Source organism: Streptomyces coeruleoprunus, assembly GCF_039542925.1.
Classification (GTDB): domain Bacteria; phylum Actinomycetota; class Actinomycetes; order Streptomycetales; family Streptomycetaceae; genus Streptomyces; species Streptomyces coeruleoprunus.
On sequence record NZ_BAABIT010000001.1, the window covers coordinates 6,344,483 to 6,363,056 of the forward strand.

An 18,574-nucleotide genomic window follows, 5' to 3' on the forward strand; every position below is an offset into this window, starting at 1 on the left:
GCACCGGCACAGCCCCGCAAAGGAGCGAAGGTCCGGGCCCCGCGAGGCCCAGCCGTCAGACCCGCGCGGCCCCCACCTGCCCTTGCCGTATGCGCGAGGCCTCTCGGGCCGCACGCCGCGCCCGCCGCCGCTCACGCCGCAGCTGCCGCGCCGTGCTGCTCGGCTCCGACACCACCCCGTACCGCTGCCTCCAGACCTGCCGCGTCACCCACACGTCCAGCACGGACCACGTCGCCACGACCGTGCTGCCGACGCTGCAGAGGACGAACGGAAAGGCCAGCCAGGACCCGGACAGGGTGAACAGGTACGCCACCACCGCCTGGATCAGCGTCACGGAGATGATCAGCACCGCCCGCACCGCCGACCTGCGCACCGGATCAGGGAGCCGGCGCCGCCCCACCGGCTCCTCCACCCACAGCTCACGCCGCCCCGTACTCATCAGTCGTCACTCCCCACCACTACCGTCTTCAGGGTGGCTGCCCGTCTTGAGCTGATTTACGCCGACAGTTCCGCCGCCCCCTCACAAGAAGACGCACCACCCCGCACGAAGATTCCCGGAACGGACAGTTCCAGCCATCCGAGGTCTCCCGGAAAATGACACCTCGCCAGGTGTCCTGTGCCACAGTCCGGTTTGTCAACTCCCCGGATACCAGGACAAGCCATGATCTACGTGAGCCCGCGCGGCCGAAAATCGCCCGGACGCACCTTCGAGTTGATCGAGGGACAGTAGTAGGCTCACGCCGTTTGTTGATGTGTTGATGTGTACACCCACGGCGACCGGACGCCGGGCGGGTGCGAGCTGGGGGAGGCCATGCGCTTTCGCGGGAAGTCGATCCGCAGGAAGATCGTGGCGCTGCTGCTCGTGCCCCTGGTGTCCCTCACCGGCCTGTGGGGATTCGCGACGTTCCTCACCGGGCGCGAGGCCGGCCACCTCATGGACGTCGGCTACATCGTGCAAAAGGTCGGATATCCGATCGAGGACGCGGTCCGCGTCATCCAGCGCGAACGCCGCCAGAGCCTGGTCTACCTGGCCGACCCGCGCACCGCCGACGCCCTGACCACCCTGCGCCGCGAACGCGCCGCCACGGACCGCACCCTGGCCGTCATCCGCGCCAACGCCCGCGACCCCCGCATCACCGACGCCCTGGCCCCGTCCGCGACGCAGCGGCTGAACTCGCTGCTCCAGGCCCTCGACGGGGTGGAGACCCTGCGCCGCTCCGTGGACACCGGTGCCGTGGGACGCATCCAGGCCCTGGAGTTCTACAACCGGCTCATCGACCCCTGCTACAGCTTCCTCATGGCGCTCCACACCCTCGACAACGTGGAGATGGACAAGCAGGGCCGCGCCCTCGTCGGCCTGGCACGCGCCCGCGAGACGCTCTCCCGCGAGGACGCCCTCGTCGTCTCCTCGCTCATCAGCAACCGCCTCACCGCCGAGGAGATCCGGCTCATCTCGGATCTCGTCGCCCAGCGCCGCCAGTTCTACGAGGTCAACCTCGAACTCCTGCCCGGCTCCGAGCGCGAGACCTTCCAGCACTTCTGGCGCAGCCCCGCCACCCTGCCGCTCCGCACCGCCGAGGAGGCCGTGATCAGCGGCGGGGCCGGCGGCGACCGGCGCGCCACGGACGCCGCGCGCTGGCAGGAGGCGGCCGGTTCCGTCCTCGCCGCGCTCGCCACCCGCAACACCGAGGCGGGCGACCGCTACCAGGAACGCGTCGAGCCCGTGGCGCACGGCGTCCTGCTCAAGGCGGGCATCGCCGGCGTCCTCGGCTTCCTCGCCCTCCTCGTCTCCGTCGTCGTCTCCGTCCGCATCGGCCGCGCCCTCGTCCGCGACCTGAGCCGGCTCCGCAAGGAGGCCCAGGAGGTCTCCGGCGTACGGCTGCCCAGCGTGATGCGCCGCCTCGCCGCCGGCGAGCACGTCGACGTCGAGACCGAGGTGCCGCACCTGGAGTACGAGAAGGACGAGGTCGGCCAGGTCGGCCAGGCCCTCAACACCCTCCAGCGCGCCGCCGTCGAAGCCGCCGTCAAGCAGGCCGACATGCGCCGCGGCGTCTCCGAGGTCTTCGTCAACCTCGCCCGCCGCAACCAGGTCCTGCTGCACCGCCAGCTCACCCTCCTCGACACCATGGAGCGGCGCACCGAGGACGAGGAGGAGCTGGCCGACCTGTTCCGGCTGGACCACCTCACCACCCGTATGCGCCGCCACGCCGAGGGCCTCGTGATCCTCTCCGGCGCCGCCCCCTCCCGCCAGTGGCGCAAGCCCGTCCAGCTCATGGACGTCGTGCGGGCCGCGGTCGCCGAGGTCGAGGACTACGAGCGCATCGAGGTACGGAGGCTGCCGCGGATCGGCGTCGGCGGCCCGGCCGTCGCCGACCTCACGCACCTCATCGCGGAACTCATCGAGAACGCCACCGTGTTCTCGCCCCCGCACACCGCCGTACAGGTGCTCGGCGAGCGCGTCGCCAACGGCTTCACGCTGGAGATCCACGACCGCGGCCTCGGCATGTCCGCCGAGGACCTGCTCGACGCGAACCTCCGCCTCGCCGAGACACCCGAGTTCGAACTGTCCGACACCGACCGGCTCGGCCTCTTCGTGGTCAGCCGCCTGGCCCGCCGGCAGAACGTCCGCGTCTCGCTCCAGCCCTCGCCGTACGGGGGGACGACCGCCGTCGTGTTCATCCCGGCCGCGCTGCTCACCGACGCGCCCGCCACGGAGGGCACCGGCTTCCGCCTCGACCGGCAGGGCCACGACCGCAAGGGCGGCGACCGCAGGGGCGGCGTCCGCAACGGACACGACCGCAAGGGCCTCTCCCAGGTGCCGTCCCCCCTGCCCGGCGTCGGCCCGTCCGTGCTGGACGGGCCCGTCGAACTGGAAGCCCCGCTCGGCCTCCTCGGTGAACTCGACGACGCCGACGGCGAGCACGGCGGCCTGTTCAGGCCCCGCCCGCCGCTGCGCCCCGCCACCGGGCTCGACCAGCACCAGCACGAGCAGGCCGCCGACCCGGCCGACCAGCGCCCCGCCGGACCCGTCCCGCTGCCCCGCCGCAAGGCGCCCACCCTGGTGGCCCGGCACGGCAGGCGCCTCGACGAGCCGGGTCGCGCCCACCCGTCGCCCGCCCGGGACGACCGGCGCGCGGAGCACCCGGAACTCAGCGGCACGCCGGGCACCACCGGCTCCCCGAACGCCGACAGCACCACGGGCACCACAGGTATCCCAGGCAGCACCGGCTCTACGAGCAACACCAGCACTACCAGCACTTCCAGCACCACAGACCCCGCGCCCGAAGAGACCACCCTGCTGCTCCGCGGCCTCCCCCGCCGAGTACGCCAGGCGAGCCTCGTCCCCCAGCTGAGAGAGGCCGCCGAGCGCCCCGCCGCCCCGGCCGCGCCCACCTCGGCACCCGGGGACGACGACGAGCGCGACGCGGAACTCGTACGTCACCGCATGGCCGCGATGCAGCGAGGCTGGCAACGCGCACGCCGTGAGAAAGCACCAGGAACGACACCGGAGGGGGACGGTCGATGACCGCACCGAACGCCGCAGCACCCAACTCGACCGGCGAGCTCAACTGGCTCCTCGACGAACTCGTCGACCGCGTCGGATCCATCCGGAAGGCCCTGGTCCTCTCCAGCGACGGCCTGCCGACCGGCAGCTCCCGGGACCTGAGCCGCGAGGACAGCGAGCACATGGCCGCCGTGGCCTCCGGCTTCCACAGCCTGGCCAAGGGCGTGGGCCGCCACTTCGACGCAGGCCGGGTCCGCCAGACCGTCGTGGAGCTGGAGGAGGCGTTCCTGTTCGTCACCGCCGCCGGCGACGGCAGCTGCCTCGCCGTCCTGGCGGACGCGGACTCCGACGTCGGCCTCGTCGCGTACGAGATGACGCTCATGGTCAAGCGTGTCGGCGCGCACCTCGCGACGGCCCCCCGGACCGGTCTGCCCACCGACGGGTGAGTGGGGATGCGATGAGTGACGCAGCAGGCAGACACGGGCTCAGGGCCCGCCACGGGTCGGACTCCCACCACTGGTTCGACGACGACGCCGGACCGGTCGTCCGCCCGTACGCGATGACCCGCGGCCGTACCGGCGGCGCCACCCGGCAGCGCCTCGACCTGATCGCCGTGGTCGTCCCGGAACCCGCCGCGGACGACCCCGGCCGGGACCAGACGCTCTCCCCGGAGCACGTGGAGATCGTCGAGCGCTGCAGCGAATTCCCCCAGTCGATCGCCGAACTCGCCGCCGGAATGGACCTGCCCGTGGGCGTGGTCCGGGTCCTGGTCGGCGACCTCGTCGAGGACGAGCTGGTCCACGTAACCCGTCCCGTTCCGCCGGCCGAACTGCCGGACGTGAGCATTCTGCGTGAGGTGATCAATGGCCTTCGGGCGCTCTAGCCGCAAGGGTCCGCCGCCGGTCGAGCCGGTGACGCTGAAGATCCTGGTCGCGGGTGGGTTCGGGGTGGGCAAGACCACCCTCGTGGGCGCGGTCAGCGAGATCCGTCCGCTGCGCACCGAGGAGTCGCTGACGGAGGCCGGCCGGCCCGTCGACGACCTGGAGGGCGTCGAGGGCAAGTCGACGACGACGGTCGCCATGGACTTCGGCCGGATCACGCTCCGCGACGACCTCGTGCTGTACCTCTTCGGCACGCCGGGCCAGGACCGGTTCTGGTTCCTCTGGGACGAGCTGGCCCAGGGCGCGCTGGGCGCGGTGGTCCTCGCGGACACCCGCCGGCTGGGGGACTCGTTCGCCGCGATCGACTACTTCGAACGCCGGGGCATCCCGTTCGCCGTCGCGGTCAACTGCTTCGAGGGCGCGGACCTCTACCCGGTCGACACGGTCAGGTCGGCGCTCGACCTGGACGCCGAGGTCCCGCTGATGATGTGCGACGCCCGCGACCGCGACTCGGTCAAGGAGGTCCTGGTGGCGGTGGTCCGGCACGCGATGACCTTCACCGACCACGTCCGGGAGCCGGTCACCACCTGAGGGGCGCGCCGACGGCCACGGGGCCCGGCACGGTGCCCGGCGGACGGGCACACCGGCGACCACGCGGGTTCGGTGACCACCGGACGGGCACGCCGAGAGCGGCAGCCGCCAACGGTGACCACCGGACGGGCACGCCGAGGGGCGCGCTCACCGCACCACCAGCACCCCGCCCCCGTGCCCGAACAGCCCCTGGTTCACCGCGATGCCGACCCGCGCCCCCGGCACCTGCCGGGCACCCGCCGTGCCGCGCAACTGCCGGGTCAGCTCGCACACCTGGGCGAGCGCCTGCGCCGGCACCGCCTCGCCGAACGACGCCAGCCCGCCGCTCACGTTCACCGGCACCCGCCCGCCGAGCGCCGTGACCCCCTCCCGGACGAGCCGCGCGCCCTCGCCCTCACCGCACAGCCCGAGGTCCTCGTACCACTGCAGCTCCAGCGCCGTGGAAAGGTCGTACACCTCCGCCAGCGACAGTTCCTCCGGGCCGATGCCCGCCTCCTCGTACGCGGCCCGCGCGATCGACTCCCGGAACGAGCACGGCGCAGGCGCCGCGCCCACCGCCGAGTCGGTCGCGATGTCCGGCAGATCCGGCACCGTACGCGGATAGACGGGCGTCACCGTCGAGACCGCCCGGACCCGCACCGGATCCGCCACCCCGTGCCGCCGCGCGTACGCCATCGAGGCCAGCACCAGCGCGGCGGCCCCGTCCGACGTGGCGCAGATGTCGAGCAGCCGCAGCGGATCGGCGACCACTGGGGACGCGGCCACCTCCGCGGCGGTCACGGGGCGGCGGTAGCGGGCGTACGGGTTGAGCGCCCCCGCCGCCGCGTTCTTCACCTTGACCAGCGCGAAGTCCTCCGGCGTCTCCCCGTGCACGGCCATCCTGCGCCGCGCGAGGAGCCCGAAGTACGCCGGGTTCGTCGCGCCCAGCACCCGGAAGCGGAGCCAGTCCGGATCGTCCGGCCGCTCCCCGCCCGCAGGCGCGAAGAACCCCTTGGGCGCCGCGTCCGCCCCCACGACCAGCACCACGTCCGCGAGGCCCGCCAGGATCTGCGCCCGCGCCGCCGCGATGGCCTGCGCCCCCGACGCGCACGCGGCGTAGACGCTCATGACCCTGGCGCCCTGCCACCCCAGCGCCCGCGCGAACGTCGCACCCGCCACGTACCCGGGATAGCCGCCCCGTACGGTGTCCGCGCCGACCACCGCGCCCACGTCCCGCCAGTCGACCCCGGCGTCCGCGAGCGCCGCCCGGGCCGCGGCCACCCCGTACTCGACGAAACTCCGCCCCCACTTGCCCCACGCGTGCATCCCCGTACCCAGCACGGCCACATCGCCGCCTGCGCCACCGCCATCGGCCCGTGCGCTCATGCCGCCACCGGCCGCCAGTGCCAGGTGGTCCACACCGTGCCCGTCCCGGCGTCCTCGTTCAGGACGCCCGGCACGGCCTCCACCTCCATGCCGACGGCCAGGTCCCCGATCCCCACGCCGGGCGCCGCCTGCCCCAGCACCACCAGCGCCTCGGCCGCCAGCTCGACCGCGACGAGCGTGTACGGCTCCCAGGGCACCGCCGGATCCGACACGTACGGCGCCGGAGGCCGGTAACGCCCGTCCGTGTACGACCAGACGCGGCCGCGCCGCGACAGCGGCACCTCGACCAGCTCACCGCCCCCGCGGCAGCCCGGATTGCGGCAGTGGACGTCCTCGCGCGGGAAGAACACCGCCGAGCACGCCGTGCACCGCGTCCCCAGCAGCCGGAAACCCCCGTCGTCACCGCCCTCGGTGAACCACCCCGGCACCACCGGCCGGCACCTCCACACCATCCGATCCCCCTTCCGGCCGAGTCAACGACGGAACTGACGATCCGTCAGAAGTGTGCCCGGCGACCGACCGCAGCGCCACAGGGAAGTCGAAGTACGTGTCGGGGAACACCTCGGGCCGGTACGTGAAGTGCCACCACTCCTCGGGCAGGTTCACGAACCCCTCCGCCGCGAGCACACCCCGCAGCAGGTCCCGGTTCTTCCGCTGGACCCCCTGGATCCGTGGATCGTCCGTGTGCGACAGCGTGTCGAAGCAGTCGAACCCGGTCCCCATGTCCACGGAGTTGTCGGGGAACCGCTCCTCCCGCGGAGCCGCACAGTCCACCAGCGGCTCGCCCGGCACGTACGGCCGCGTCGGCGCCGCCGGCAGCCTCACCAGCGTCACGTCGACCGTCGAACCCCGGCTGTGCCCGGACTTCTCCGCGATGTACCCGTCCTCGAACAACCGTGCCTTGTCGACCCGCGGATAGAACTCGGCCTTCATCCGCTCGTCGCCCAGGTCACGCGCCCACCGCACGAAGTGGTCGACGGCCCGCTGCGGCCGGTAGCAGTCGTACACCTTCAGCGTGTAACCGCTGCGCAGCAGCCGCGCCTGCGCCCGCTGCAGCGCCTGCGCGGCGGGCCGCGTCAGGACGCACACCGGCTGCCGGTAACCGTCCACCGGCTCGCCCAGGAAGTTGTGCGCCGTGGTGTAGCGCATCTCCTGAAGGATCGTCGGGTCCACCGAGCGCAGCGCCACGAACTCCTCGGGCGCCTTCGGCTCGGGACGCGCCTGCGCGGCGGGCACGGCGGAGGCGACGGCGAGCGCCCCGGCGGCGACGGTGACCGGTACGGCACGGAGAACGGAGGCAACACGTGTCATGCGCACCATCTACCAGCCCGTCACCACCCCGGTACAGAGCGCCTCGCCCCGCAGCGGCAGTGTCCCGGAGCCTCCGGCGGTCCGCCGGCCGCGGCGCCTCGGTACAGTCCGCCCCGTGAAGGACTCCCACTGCTCCCACTGCGGCGCACCCCACACCGACCCAGCGACGGCCTGGCCCCGCACCTGCCCCGCCTGCGGCGCCGTCACCTACCGCAACCCCCTTCCGGTCGCCGTCGCGCTCCTTCCCGCGACCGACCCCCAGGGCACCGGACTCGTCGTCATCACGCGCACCATCGAACCCCGCCGCGGCGGCGTCGCCCTGCCGGGCGGCTTCATCGACCACGCGGAGGACTGGCGCGACGCGGTCGTACGGGAACTGCGCGAGGAGACCGGGATCGAGGCCGCCGCCCAGGACGTGCGCCTGGCCGACGCGATGAGTTCGCCCGCCGGGCACCTCCTCGTCTTCGGCCTCCTGCCCGCACGCCCGGCCGCCGACCTGCCACCCCCCGCCCCCACCGACGAGACCAGCGGCCACCACCTCCTGCGGGCACCCGCCGACCTCGCCTTCCCCCTCCACACCGCGGCCGTGCGCAAATGGTTCGCGGGGGAGTACGGCCGCCAGGCCTGACGACGCTCACCCCGCGCCCAGCCCCCGCAGCCGGACCCGCACCCCCGCGGCGCCCTCCCCGTCACCCACCACGGTCACCGACCCGTCCTCCGCCACCCGCTCGACCCGCACCCCGCCGTCCGCCCACCGCGTCGCGTACCGCTCGATCTCCGCGTGCTCCCACCCGTCGCCCACGTCCCGCACCACCAGACCGCCCCCCGCCCGGCCCTGCGCCGGCGCCCACACCTCCAGCTCGTCCACCCCGTCCTCGCCCCGCACCGGAATCACCGCACCCGCCCGCGCCAGCACCGGAATCCGCGACAGCGGCGCGTCCACCAGCACCTGCCCGGGGCCCTCGTACGCCTCGCCGGTCACCGTGTCGTACCACCGCCCCCGCGGCAGCCGCACCGCCCGCCGGTCCGTGCCCCGCGTCAGCACCGGCGCCACCAGCAGCGCGTCCCCCAGCAGGAACGCGTCCTCGCAGCCCCGCAGCGCCCGGTCCTCCGGCGCCCCCCACCACAGCGGCCGCGCGTACGGCGCACCCGTCACGCGCGCCAGCCGCGCCAGCGTCACGAAGTACGGCCGCAGCCGCTCCCGCTCCTCCAGCGCCGCCCGCGCGTACTCCAGCACCTTCGGCCCGAACTCCCACGGCTCCCGCCGCCCCGCGTCGATCGCCGCGTGCGTACGGAACAGCGGCAGCCAGGCCCCCAGCTGGAACCACCGCAGATACAGCTCCGGCGACGGATGCCCGTCGAAACCGCCCACGTCAGGGCCCGAGTACGGCACCCCGCACAGCCCCAGGCCCAGCACCAGCGACAACGACGCCCGCAACCCCGGCCACCCCGTCGCCACGTCCCCCGACCACGTCCCGCCGTACCGCTGCATCCCCGCCCAACCCGACCGCGAGAACAGGAACGGCCGCTCCTCCGGGCGCAGCCGCCGCAGCCCCTCGTAGCCGGCCCGCGCCATGGCCAGCCCGTACACGTTGTGCGCCTCCCGGTGGTCGCCGCCCCGGCCCTCCAGCGCGTGCCGCGCCGACCTCGGCAGCGTCATGTCCCCGAACGGCGTGAACGACACCGGCTCGTTCATGTCGTGCCACACCCCCGAGAAGCCCTGCGCCAGCCGCTCCTCGTACAGCCCCGCCCACCACTCCCGCACCTCCGGATCCGTGAAGTCCGGGTACACGCACTCGCCCGGCCACACCACACCCCGCACCTCACCGCCCCGCGCGTCCCGCACGAACGCCCCCCGCGCCCCCACCGCACGCCCCGCGTCGTACACCGGATCGCCGCACTCGGCCTTCACCCCGGGATCCACGATCGACACGAGCCGCACCCCACGCTCCCGCAGCTCCGCCGCGAGACCCGGCAGATCCGGGAACCGCTCCCGGTCCACCGAGAACACCCGGTGCTCGTCGTAGTGGTCGATGTCCAGGTGCAGCACCGACAGCGGAAGCCCCCGCTCCCGGTAGCCCTCCACCACCCGCCGCACCTCCTCCCCACTGCCGAAACCCCACCGCGCGTGCTGCGGGCCCAGCGCCCACGACGGCGGCACCGCCGGCGCCCCCGTGAGCTGCGTCCACCCGTGCAGCACCCGCGCCGGCGTGCCCACCACCACCCAGCACCGCAACGGACCCCCACCCATCCGCACCTCGCTCGCCCCCGGCCGGTCATGCCCCGACCCGGCGCCCTCCTCGCCCTCCCGCAGCGAGACCTGCCCCTCCCACGGGTTGTCGTGGAACAGCAGATGCGTGCCCGCGTCCGACACCACCCACTGCACCGGCATCGTGATGTACAGCGGATCGTCCCCCGGACCGAAGGCGCCCCGCGGATCGGTGTTCCACAGGCGGTACGTGCCCTCCCGCAGCCGCGGCCCCGACGACCGCCCGCCCAGCCCGAAGAACCGCGCGTCCGCCGGAACCTCCGACCGCTGCACCCACCGCGCCGGCCCCCCGCCCACCGGCTCCCACCACCGCGGCGGCAGCTCCCGCCGCAGCACCACCCCGCCCGGCGTCCGCACCTCCACCGCCCCGTTCCGGGACACCGCCACCGTCACCCGCTCGGCCACCACCCGCCAGCCGCCGTCCGTGTCCGGCTCCAGCACCGCCCGCGCGTCCGGCTCCGGCGGCTCCCCCGCCAGCGCGTACGACGGAAGCGGCCCCGCACCGTCCCACCCCCAGAACACCGTCCCCCCGCCCGACACCCACACCCGCAGCTCCGACCGGGCGAACCGGACGATCCCCCCGCCCGGCAACGGCTCCGCCCCCTGCACCGGCCCGGGGACCCGCGCCCGCTCCGGCCCCCTCGGCCTCAGCCCCACCGCGTCCGCACGCCGCTGCCGCCACACCGACCGCATGGCCCGCAGCCCCCGCACCCTGCCGAAGACCCACACCGAACGCACCAGCTCACGACCGTCCATGGCGATCACCCTGCCACCCGCGAGGGGGCGCACGGGAGGCGTTCAACCGCCGTTCACCCGTGGTGAGAGCACATGTTCAGCCAACCGGCCATGGGCGGGGAACCCTGGTGCGAAAGACGATCACATGGCATCGTCCCTCCCAGCCGCGTCACGCGCACACCCCAGCCCGTGCGCGGGACACACGCCAACCGCGTACAGCCAGGGAGCCACCTCCATGACATCGACGTCAGCGACCGCGCACTCCGAGCCGTCCGAGCCCTTGTGGCAGCCGGACCAGGACCGCATCGCCTCCGCCGCGGTCACCCGCTTCCAGGCCTGGGCCGCCGAGCGGCACGGCGCCCCCGCCGACGGCGGCTACCCGGCCCTCCACCGCTGGTCCGTCGACCACCTCGACACCTTCTGGCAGGCCGTCGCCGAGTGGTTCGACATCCGCTTCGCCACCCCCTACGAGCGCGTCGTCGGCGACCGCGCCATGCCCGGCGCCCAGTGGTTCCCCGGCGCCACCCTCAACTACGCCGAACACGCCCTGCGCGCCGCCGACGACCGCCCCGACGCCCCCGCCCTCCTCCACGTCGACGAGACCCACGAGCCCACCCCCGTCACCTGGGCCGAACTGCGCCGCCAGGTCGGCGCCCTCGCCGCCGAACTCCGCGCCCTCGGCGTACGCCCCGGCGACCGCGTCAGCGGCTACCTCCCCAACATCCCGCAGGCCGTCACCGCGCTCCTCGCCACCGCCGCCGTCGGCGCCGTCTGGACCTCCTGCGCCCCCGACTTCGGCGCCCGCAGCGTCCTCGACCGCTTCCAGCAGGTCGAGCCCGTCGTCCTCTTCACCGTCGACGGCTACCGCTACGGCGGCAAGGAGCACGACCGCCGCGACACCGTCGCCGAACTCCGCCGCGAACTGCCCACCCTCCGCGCGGTCGTCCACATCCCCCTCCTCGGCACGCCGGCCCCCGAGGGCACCCTCGAGTGGTCGGCGCTCACCGCCGCCGACGCCGAGCCCGTCTACGAGCAGGTCCCCTTCGACCACCCCCTGTGGATCCTGTACTCCTCCGGCACGACCGGCCTGCCCAAGGCCATCGTCCAGTCCCAGGGCGGCATCCTCCTCGAACACGTCAAGCAGCTCGGCCTCCACTGCGACCTCGGCCCCGACGACCGGTTCTTCTGGTACACCTCGACCGGCTGGATGATGTGGAACTTCCTCGTCTCCGGCCTCCTCACCGGCACCACCGTCGTCCTCTACGACGGCAGCCCCGGCTACCCCGACACCGGCGCCCAGTGGCGCATCGCCGAACGCACCGGAGCCACCCTCTACGGCACCTCCGCCGCCTACGTCATGGCCTGCCGCAAGGCCGGCGTCCACCCCGCCCGCGACCACGACCTCTCCAGGATCAAGTGCGTCGCCACCACCGGATCGCCCCTCCCGCCCGACGGATTCCGCTGGCTCCACGACGCCTTCGCCGAGACCGGCGAACCCGTCTGGATCGCCTCCGTCAGCGGCGGCACCGACGTCTGCAGCTGCTTCGCCGGAGCCGTCCCCACCCTCCCGGTCCACATCGGCGAACTCCAGGCGCCCTGCCTCGGCACCGACCTCCAGGCCTGGGACCCCCAGGGCAAGCCCCTCATCGGCGAAGTCGGCGAACTCGTCGTCACCAACCCCATGCCGTCCATGCCGATCCACTTCTGGAACGACCCCGACGGCAGCCGCTACCGCGACAGCTACTTCGAGATGTACCCCGGCGTCTGGCGCCACGGCGACTGGATCACCATCACCGAGCACGGCTCCGTCGTCATCCACGGCCGCTCCGACTCCACCCTCAACCGCCAGGGCGTCCGCATGGGCAGCGCCGACATCTACGAAGCCGTCGAACGCCTCCCCGAGATCAAGGAGTCCCTCGTCATCGGCCTGGAGGAACCGGGCGGCGGCTACTGGATGCCGCTCTTCGTCCACCTCGCCGAAGGCGCCACCCTCGACGACGCGCTCATCAACCGCGTCAAGCAGACCATCCGCACCGAACTCTCCCCCCGCCACGTCCCCGACGACATCATCGAAGTCCCCGGCATCCCCCACACCCTCACCGGCAAGCGCATCGAGGTCCCCGTCAAGCGCCTCCTCCAGGGCACCGAACTCGCCAAGGCCGTCAACCCGGGATCCGTCGACAACCTCGACCTCCTCCGCTTCTACGAAGACCTGGCCCACCAGCGCAGGAACACCACCACCGACTGATCCACCGCACCCCCGCTGTCAGTCCCCCCGATTACTCTGAGTGAGCATTGATCAACAGCTGATCACAGGGGGACCCATGGCGCACACCAGGAACACCACCTCACTCCGACGAGCGCTGCGCCGCGAAGTACCGAGCACGGTCGGCCTGCTGGCCGACGAGGAGGACTTCGCGGCCATGCGCCGCTACCGCTCCTTCACCTTCGACGACCACACGGCCTACCTCCGGCAGGTCGAAGCCCTCCTGAGGACCCTCGCCTCCAACGGCGGCCACACCACCGTGGCCCTCTTCGACCCCGAGGACTACGCCGCGTACTGCACGGAGACGGGCCTCGACCCCGACAGCGCCGCCAGCCGCAGCCGCTACACCGCCGAAGTCGCCGCCACCGGAGCCCGCGTCGCCTACACCGGCCAGCCCATCGACCAGCTCGTCCCGCTCCTCGTCAACACGGCCGTACGCCACGCCACCCACGAGTACGCCACGATGCTGCTCACCGACGCCGGCCAGTGCGCCGACTGCGGCCAGGACATCGGCCACGCCGCCTTCGACCAGGCCACCCGCGCCCTCCTCCGCCTCCTCGACGCGGCCGGACCCGGCGCCCACCACCTCGTCTGCAGCATCCCCGCCGGACAGGAACAGCTCCTCGGTGTCCTCCACACCCCCGGCACCGACACCGGCCCCACCCCCCTCCACTCCGCCGAAGGCGCCGCGTTCGTCACCGTTCTGGCCGCCGGAATCGCCCACGAGGCCCCCGGCGGCCTCGTCCTGCGCACCACCAGGCCCGACGCACCCGACCGCCTCCACGGCTGGCGCCTGGAGCGCGGCCGCCTCGTCCCCCTCACCGAGGCGGAGGTCTTCAACGCCTACTGCACCGACGCCGACACCGGCGAACCCCTCGCCCCGGAACCGGGCGTCGAATACCGCGCCGGCTTCGACCTCGCCCCCGACGACGGCCGCCCCACCCACCACTGACCACACGGCCCCAATGGAAGGAGGGGCCTTCCCACCACCGCGGAAAGGCCCCTCCACCACACGACTCAGCAGCTCACCGGATCAGGCACCGGATCACTCCCCGGACAGCACCGCCTGCGCGGCGACCCGCGCCTCCTCCGCCGAGTCGGCCGCACGCGCCGCCGCGGCCGCCCGCTCGCACTGCGCGAGCGTGTACTTCGCCAGCGTCGCCCGCACGTAGGGAATCGACGCCGACCCCATCGACAGGGAGGTCACGCCCAGACCCGTCAGCACACACGCCAGCAGCGGATCCGACGCGGCCTCACCGCACACACCACAGCTCTTGCCCTCGGCACGCGCCGCCTCCGCCGCCATCGCGATCAGGTCCAGCAGCGCCGGCTGCCACGGATCCTGCAGCCGCGACACCGCACCCACCTGCCGGTCGGCCGCGAACGTGTACTGCGCCAGATCGTTCGTGCCCAGCGACAGGAACTCGACCTCCTGCAGGATCGAGCGCGCCCGCAGCGCCGCCGACGGAATCTCGACCATCGCACCGAACTTGGCCTGAAGCCCCGCCTCACGGCACGCGTCGGCGAACGCCCTGGCATCCGCCCGGTCGGCCACCATCGGCGCCATGACCTCCAGGTACACGGGCAGCCCCGCCGCCGCCTTCGACAGCGCGGTCAGCTGCGTCCGCAGCACCTCCGGGTGGTCCAGGAGCGTGCGCAGACCCCGGACGCCCAGCGCCGGGTTCGGCTCGTCCGCCGGCGTCAGGAAGTCCAGCGGCTTGTCCGCACCCGCGTCCAGCACCCGCACGACCACCCGGCCCTCGGGGAACGCCTCCAGCACCTTGCGGTACGCCTCGACCTGCTTCTCCTCCGACGGAGCCCGCTCGCTGTCGTCCAGGAACAGGAACTCCGTACGGAACAGACCGACGCCCTCCGCCCCGGCCTCCACGGCCGCCGGCACGTCCGCCGGGCCGCCGACATTCGCCAGCAGCGGCACCTTGTGCCCGTCCGACGTCGCACCCGGACCCGTCGAGGCCGCCAGCACCGCCTTCCGCTCGGCCGCCGCGCGCTCCAGCTCGGCACGCCGCTCGTCGCTCGGCTCCACGAAGATCTCACCGGTGCTGCCGTCCACCGCGATCACGGTGCCCTCGGCCAGCTCGCACGCACCCGGCAGCGCCACCACGGCAGGCACACCCAGCGCCCGCGCCAGAATCGCGCTGTGGCTCGTCGGCCCGCCCTCCTCGGTCACGAAGCCGAGCACCAGCGCGGGGTCCAGCAGCGCGGTGTCCGCCGGCGCCAGGTCCCGCGCGATCAGCACGTACGGCTCGTCGCTGTCCGGCACACCCGGCATCGGCACACCCAGCAGCCGCGCCACGATCCGGTTCCGCACGTCGTCCAGGTCGGCCACCCGCCCGGCCAGGTACTCACCCGCACCCGCCAGCAGCGCCCGGTACGCGGCGAACGCGTCGTACACGGCCCGCTCGGCGGTGCTGCCCACGGCGATACGCCGGTCCACGTCGGCCATCAGCTCGGGGTCCTGCGCCATCATGGCCTGCGCCTCGAGCACGTGCTGCGCCTCACCGCCGGCCAGGTTGCCGCGCGCTATGAGGTCGGCGGCCACGGCGTCGACGGCCTGCCGCGCGCGCCCCTGCTCGCGCTCCGCCTCTTCGGCGGGGATCTGCTTGGCCGGCGGTTCGAGGACCGCCGTACCCATGTGCCGTACCTCGCCGATCGCCACACCGTGGCTCACACCGACGCCACGCAGCGTTGTCTCCATCTTCACCCGTCTCCGAATCGAGCGGCGGTCCCGTCCCGCCGCATAGGAACATCCAGCTCAGTGCCGCCGTAGGGCGGCGGTGACGTCACTGCCAGGCGAAGAGCGTGTCGCCCGCCTTCACGTCGCCGTCCTCGCGCAGCTCGGCGAGCGAGTCGGCGGTGGCCTCCAGCGCCACGACCGGGCAGACGGCCGACTTGCCGGCCTCCTCCACGGCGGCCGGGTTCCAGCGCACGATGTCCTGACCGCGCGCGACGGTGTCGCCCTTGTTGACGAGCAGCTCGAAGCCCTCGCCGTTCAGCTGGACGGTGTCGATACCGAGGTGCGTCAGCACCCCATGGCCCTCGCCGTCCACGACGACGAAGGCGTGCGGGTGCAGGGAGACGACTACTCCGTCGACGGGCGAGACGGCCGTGGACGGCTCGCGCACGGGGTCGATGGCGGTACCCGGGCCCACCATGGCCCCGGAGAACACCGGGTCCGGTACGGCGGCGAGTCCGATGGCGCGTCCGGCGAGGGGCGACGTCACGGTGGTCATGGAGGGCCTCCCAGGGGGCGGAGATGCTGTGTCGCCGTCACTGCCTGTCCCGGACGGCGTGCTGTTCTGAGCGTATGTCATAGGAAGTCCGGGTTCCGTATGAGAGGTACCGGTTGGCGGACCTCAGGACCACCGGAAACGATTTGCCTCAACTACCCGTGACAGGTAGTGTCGTAGCCCTGCCTGACGCCCGACGCGACTCTGAGTCGAGGGTCGGCAGCACCGCCTGTCAGGGCGAGATCCTAACTGGTCTACACCACTACTGGTCTACACCTCTGTGTGTCCGTGGGGGAGTGGTCATCGGGTCGGGAAATCCTTGATAAGGTCGGAACCGCCGGAAAGGGAAAGCGCGAAAGCGAAGAACAGCCCGGCAGCCCGCTCCAGCGGGTGGCAGAAACGGAAAACGGATCTGCTAAGCTGGAAACACCGAAGGGAAGCGCCCGGAGGAAAGCCCGAAAGGGTGAGTACGAAGGAAGTGTCCGTTCCTTGAGAACTCAACAGCGTGCCAAAAGTCAACGCCAGATATGTTGATAACCCCGTCTCTCTGAGACGAGGTTCCTTTGAAAAACACAGCGAGGACGCTGTGAACAGGAAGCGGGACTATTCCTCCCGCCCTGTTCCGCTCAACGCGAGTGTTGACCCGGATCACCGGGAAGCATTCACGGAGAGTTTGATCCTGGCTCAGGACGAACGCTGGCGGCGTGCTTAACACATGCAAGTCGAACGATGAACCTCCTTCGGGAGGGGATTAGTGGCGAACGGGTGAGTAACACGTGGGCAATCTGCCCTGCACTCTGGGACAAGCCCTGGAAACGGGGTCTAATACCGGATATGACCACTTCAGGCATCTGATGGTGGTGGAAAGCTCCGGCGGTGCAGGATGAGCCCGCGGCCTATCAGCTTGTTGGTGAGGTAACGGCTCACCAAGGCGACGACGGGTAGCCGGCCTGAGAGGGCGACCGGCCACACTGGGACTGAGACACGGCCCAGACTCCTACGGGAGGCAGCAGTGGGGAATATTGCACAATGGGCGAAAGCCTGATGCAGCGACGCCGCGTGAGGGATGACGGCCTTCGGGTTGTAAACCTCTTTCAGCAGGGAAGAAGCGAAAGTGACGGTACCTGCAGAAGAAGCGCCGGCTAACTACGTGCCAGCAGCCGCGGTAATACGTAGGGCGCAAGCGTTGTCCGGAATTATTGGGCGTAAAGAGCTCGTAGGCGGCCTGTCGCGTCGGATGTGAAAGCCCGGGGCTTAACCCCGGGTCTGCATTCGATACGGGCAGGCTAGAGTTCGGTAGGGGAGATCGGAATTCCTGGTGTAGCGGTGAAATGCGCAGATATCAGGAGGAACACCGGTGGCGAAGGCGGATCTCTGGGCCGATACTGACGCTGAGGAGCGAAAGCGTGGGGAGCGAACAGGATTAGATACCCTGGTAGTCCACGCCGTAAACGTTGGGAACTAGGTGTGGGCGACATTCCACGTCGTCCGTGCCGCAGCTAACGCATTAAGTTCCCCGCCTGGGGAGTACGGCCGCAAGGCTAAAACTCAAAGGAATTGACGGGGGCCCGCACAAGCGGCGGAGCATGTGGCTTAATTCGACGCAACGCGAAGAACCTTACCAAGGCTTGACATACACCGGAAACACTCAGAGATGGGTGCCCCCTTGTGGTCGGTGTACAGGTGGTGCATGGCTGTCGTCAGCTCGTGTCGTGAGATGTTGGGTTAAGTCCCGCAACGAGCGCAACCCTTGTCCCGTGTTGCCAGCAGGCCCTTGTGGTGCTGGGGACTCACGGGAGACCGCCGGGGTCAACTCGGAGGAAGGTGGGGACGACGTCAAGTCATCATGCCCCTTATGTCTTGGGCTGCACACGTGCTACAATGGCCGGTACAAAGAGCTGCGATACCGTGAGGTGGAGCGAATCTCAAAAAGCCGGTCTCAGTTCGGATTGGGGTCTGCAACTCGACCCCATGAAGTCGGAGTCGCTAGTAATCGCAGATCAGCATTGCTGCGGTGAATACGTTCCCGGGCCTTGTACACACCGCCCGTCACGTCACGAAAGTCGGTAACACCCGAAGCCGGTGGCCCAACCCCTTGTGGGAGGGAGCTGTCGAAGGTGGGACTGGCGATTGGGACGAAGTCGTAACAAGGTAGCCGTACCGGAAGGTGCGGCTGGATCACCTCCTTTCTAAGGAGCACATAGCCGACTGCGAGCGAATGTCTCGCACGGTTGCTCATGGGTGGAACGTTGACTACTCGGCACGATCAGGAGATGGACCGCTAGTACTGCTTCGGCGTGGAACGCGGATCGGATCGAGGGATCGTGTCGGGCACGCTGTTGGGTGTCTGAGGGCACGGGCGAGAGCCTGGGCCTTCGGTACGCCGGCCCCAGTGCACTCACC

General features: G+C 71.7%; 13 protein-coding genes, 1 rRNA gene and 1 pseudogene. 8 read left to right on the forward strand and 7 right to left on the reverse strand.

Annotation, left to right across the window (positions count from 1 at the left end; translation table 11 throughout):
• Positions 1 to 55 precede the first annotated feature (55 nt).
• Positions 56 to 424 (reverse strand): annotated as a pseudogene (locus ABEB09_RS28465) (hypothetical protein); the annotation flags it as partial.
• A 387-nt stretch (positions 425 to 811) separates the two neighbouring features.
• On the opposite strand from ABEB09_RS28465, the gene ABEB09_RS28470 reads away from it, so the two are divergent.
• From ABEB09_RS28470 to ABEB09_RS28485, 4 genes are read left to right on the forward strand one after another with little or no spacing between them, the layout of a single operon-like run.
• A complete protein-coding gene (locus tag ABEB09_RS28470) occupies positions 812 to 3,526 on the forward strand; it encodes a sensor histidine kinase (RefSeq protein WP_345692767.1) in 2,715 nt (904 codons plus the stop codon).
• Positions 3,523 to 3,951, forward strand: coding sequence for a roadblock/LC7 domain-containing protein (locus tag ABEB09_RS28475; RefSeq protein WP_345692768.1), 429 nt, complete (start codon positions 3,523 to 3,525; stop codon positions 3,949 to 3,951). The genes ABEB09_RS28470 and ABEB09_RS28475 overlap by 4 nt, the downstream gene beginning before the upstream one ends.
• An 11-nt stretch (positions 3,952 to 3,962) precedes the next feature.
• Positions 3,963 to 4,388, forward strand: a complete 426-nt coding sequence (locus tag ABEB09_RS28480) for a DUF742 domain-containing protein (protein ID WP_345692769.1) — start codon at positions 3,963 to 3,965, stop codon at positions 4,386 to 4,388.
• Positions 4,369 to 4,977, forward strand: coding sequence for a GTP-binding protein (locus tag ABEB09_RS28485; protein ID WP_345692770.1), 609 nt, complete (start codon positions 4,369 to 4,371; stop codon positions 4,975 to 4,977). The genes ABEB09_RS28480 and ABEB09_RS28485 overlap by 20 nt, the downstream gene beginning before the upstream one ends.
• A 147-nt stretch (positions 4,978 to 5,124) precedes the next feature.
• Here the strand turns inward: ABEB09_RS28485 and ABEB09_RS28490 are convergent, their stop codons facing one another.
• Genes ABEB09_RS28490 through ABEB09_RS28500 form a run of 3 tightly spaced genes read right to left on the reverse strand, consistent with a single transcriptional unit; the run spans position 5,125 to position 7,653 of the window.
• Positions 5,125 to 6,342, reverse strand: coding sequence for a lipid-transfer protein (locus tag ABEB09_RS28490; protein ID WP_345692771.1), 1,218 nt, complete (start codon positions 6,340 to 6,342; stop codon positions 5,125 to 5,127).
• Positions 6,339 to 6,794, reverse strand: a complete 456-nt coding sequence (locus ABEB09_RS28495; RefSeq protein ID WP_345692772.1) for a Zn-ribbon domain-containing OB-fold protein — start codon at positions 6,792 to 6,794, stop codon at positions 6,339 to 6,341. The genes ABEB09_RS28490 and ABEB09_RS28495 overlap by 4 nt, the downstream gene beginning before the upstream one ends.
• Positions 6,742 to 7,653: a M15 family metallopeptidase gene (locus ABEB09_RS28500; RefSeq protein WP_345692773.1), complete on the reverse strand. Its 912-nt coding sequence runs from the start codon at positions 7,651 to 7,653 to the stop codon at positions 6,742 to 6,744. The genes ABEB09_RS28495 and ABEB09_RS28500 overlap by 53 nt, the downstream gene beginning before the upstream one ends.
• Between ABEB09_RS28500 and ABEB09_RS28505 the strand changes: the two genes are divergently transcribed.
• Positions 7,652 to 8,281, forward strand: coding sequence for an NUDIX domain-containing protein (locus tag ABEB09_RS28505; protein WP_345692774.1), 630 nt, complete (start codon positions 7,652 to 7,654; stop codon positions 8,279 to 8,281). The genes ABEB09_RS28500 and ABEB09_RS28505 overlap by 2 nt on opposite strands.
• A gap of 6 nt (positions 8,282 to 8,287) precedes the next feature.
• Here the strand turns inward: ABEB09_RS28505 and ABEB09_RS28510 are convergent, their stop codons facing one another.
• A complete protein-coding gene (locus ABEB09_RS28510) occupies positions 8,288 to 10,678 on the reverse strand; it encodes a glycoside hydrolase family 31 protein (RefSeq protein ID WP_345692775.1) in 2,391 nt (796 codons plus the stop codon).
• Between the two features lie 214 nt (positions 10,679 to 10,892).
• On the opposite strand from ABEB09_RS28510, the gene ABEB09_RS28515 reads away from it, so the two are divergent.
• On the forward strand, positions 10,893 to 12,905 hold the full coding sequence (locus ABEB09_RS28515; RefSeq protein ID WP_345692776.1) for an acetoacetate--CoA ligase: 2,013 nt from the start codon (positions 10,893 to 10,895) through the stop codon (positions 12,903 to 12,905).
• 76 nt (positions 12,906 to 12,981) lie between these two features.
• Positions 12,982 to 13,875, forward strand: coding sequence for a hypothetical protein (locus tag ABEB09_RS28520; protein ID WP_345692777.1), 894 nt, complete (start codon positions 12,982 to 12,984; stop codon positions 13,873 to 13,875).
• A 93-nt stretch (positions 13,876 to 13,968) separates the two neighbouring features.
• On the opposite strand, the gene ptsP is transcribed toward ABEB09_RS28520, so the two are convergent.
• Positions 13,969 to 15,639, reverse strand: a complete 1,671-nt coding sequence (ptsP, locus tag ABEB09_RS28525; protein ID WP_345692778.1) for a phosphoenolpyruvate--protein phosphotransferase — start codon at positions 15,637 to 15,639, stop codon at positions 13,969 to 13,971.
• Positions 15,640 to 15,724: 85 nt separating this feature from the next.
• On the reverse strand, positions 15,725 to 16,174 hold the full coding sequence (locus ABEB09_RS28530; RefSeq protein WP_345692779.1) for a PTS sugar transporter subunit IIA: 450 nt from the start codon (positions 16,172 to 16,174) through the stop codon (positions 15,725 to 15,727).
• 658 nt (positions 16,175 to 16,832) lie between these two features.
• Between ABEB09_RS28530 and ABEB09_RS28535 the strand changes: the two genes are divergently transcribed.
• Positions 16,833 to 18,360, forward strand: a 16S ribosomal RNA gene (locus tag ABEB09_RS28535).
• Positions 18,361 to 18,574: the final 214 nt, after the last annotated feature.

Excerpts from the sequence above, each read along its gene's own strand:
- ABEB09_RS28470 (WP_345692767.1), top strand. The coding sequence starts at position 812 with ATGCGCTTTCGCGGGAAGTCGATCCGCAGGAAGATCGTGGCGCTGCTG.
- ABEB09_RS28475 (WP_345692768.1), top strand. The coding sequence starts at position 3,523 with ATGACCGCACCGAACGCCGCAGCACCCAACTCGACCGGCGAGCTCAAC.
- ABEB09_RS28480 (WP_345692769.1), top strand. The coding sequence starts at position 3,963 with ATGAGTGACGCAGCAGGCAGACACGGGCTCAGGGCCCGCCACGGGTCG.
- ABEB09_RS28485 (WP_345692770.1), top strand. The coding sequence starts at position 4,369 with ATGGCCTTCGGGCGCTCTAGCCGCAAGGGTCCGCCGCCGGTCGAGCCG.
- ABEB09_RS28490 (WP_345692771.1), bottom strand. The coding sequence starts at position 6,342 with ATGAGCGCACGGGCCGATGGCGGTGGCGCAGGCGGCGATGTGGCCGTG.
- ABEB09_RS28495 (WP_345692772.1), bottom strand. The coding sequence starts at position 6,794 with ATGGTGTGGAGGTGCCGGCCGGTGGTGCCGGGGTGGTTCACCGAGGGC.
- ABEB09_RS28505 (WP_345692774.1), top strand. The coding sequence starts at position 7,652 with ATGCGCACCATCTACCAGCCCGTCACCACCCCGGTACAGAGCGCCTCG.
- ABEB09_RS28500 (WP_345692773.1), bottom strand. The coding sequence starts at position 7,653 with ATGACACGTGTTGCCTCCGTTCTCCGTGCCGTACCGGTCACCGTCGCC.
- ABEB09_RS28510 (WP_345692775.1), bottom strand. The coding sequence starts at position 10,678 with ATGGACGGTCGTGAGCTGGTGCGTTCGGTGTGGGTCTTCGGCAGGGTG.
- ABEB09_RS28515 (WP_345692776.1), top strand. The coding sequence starts at position 10,893 with ATGACATCGACGTCAGCGACCGCGCACTCCGAGCCGTCCGAGCCCTTG.
- ABEB09_RS28520 (WP_345692777.1), top strand. The coding sequence starts at position 12,982 with ATGGCGCACACCAGGAACACCACCTCACTCCGACGAGCGCTGCGCCGC.
- ptsP (WP_345692778.1), bottom strand. The coding sequence starts at position 15,639 with ATGGAGACAACGCTGCGTGGCGTCGGTGTGAGCCACGGTGTGGCGATC.
- ABEB09_RS28530 (WP_345692779.1), bottom strand. The coding sequence starts at position 16,174 with ATGACCACCGTGACGTCGCCCCTCGCCGGACGCGCCATCGGACTCGCC.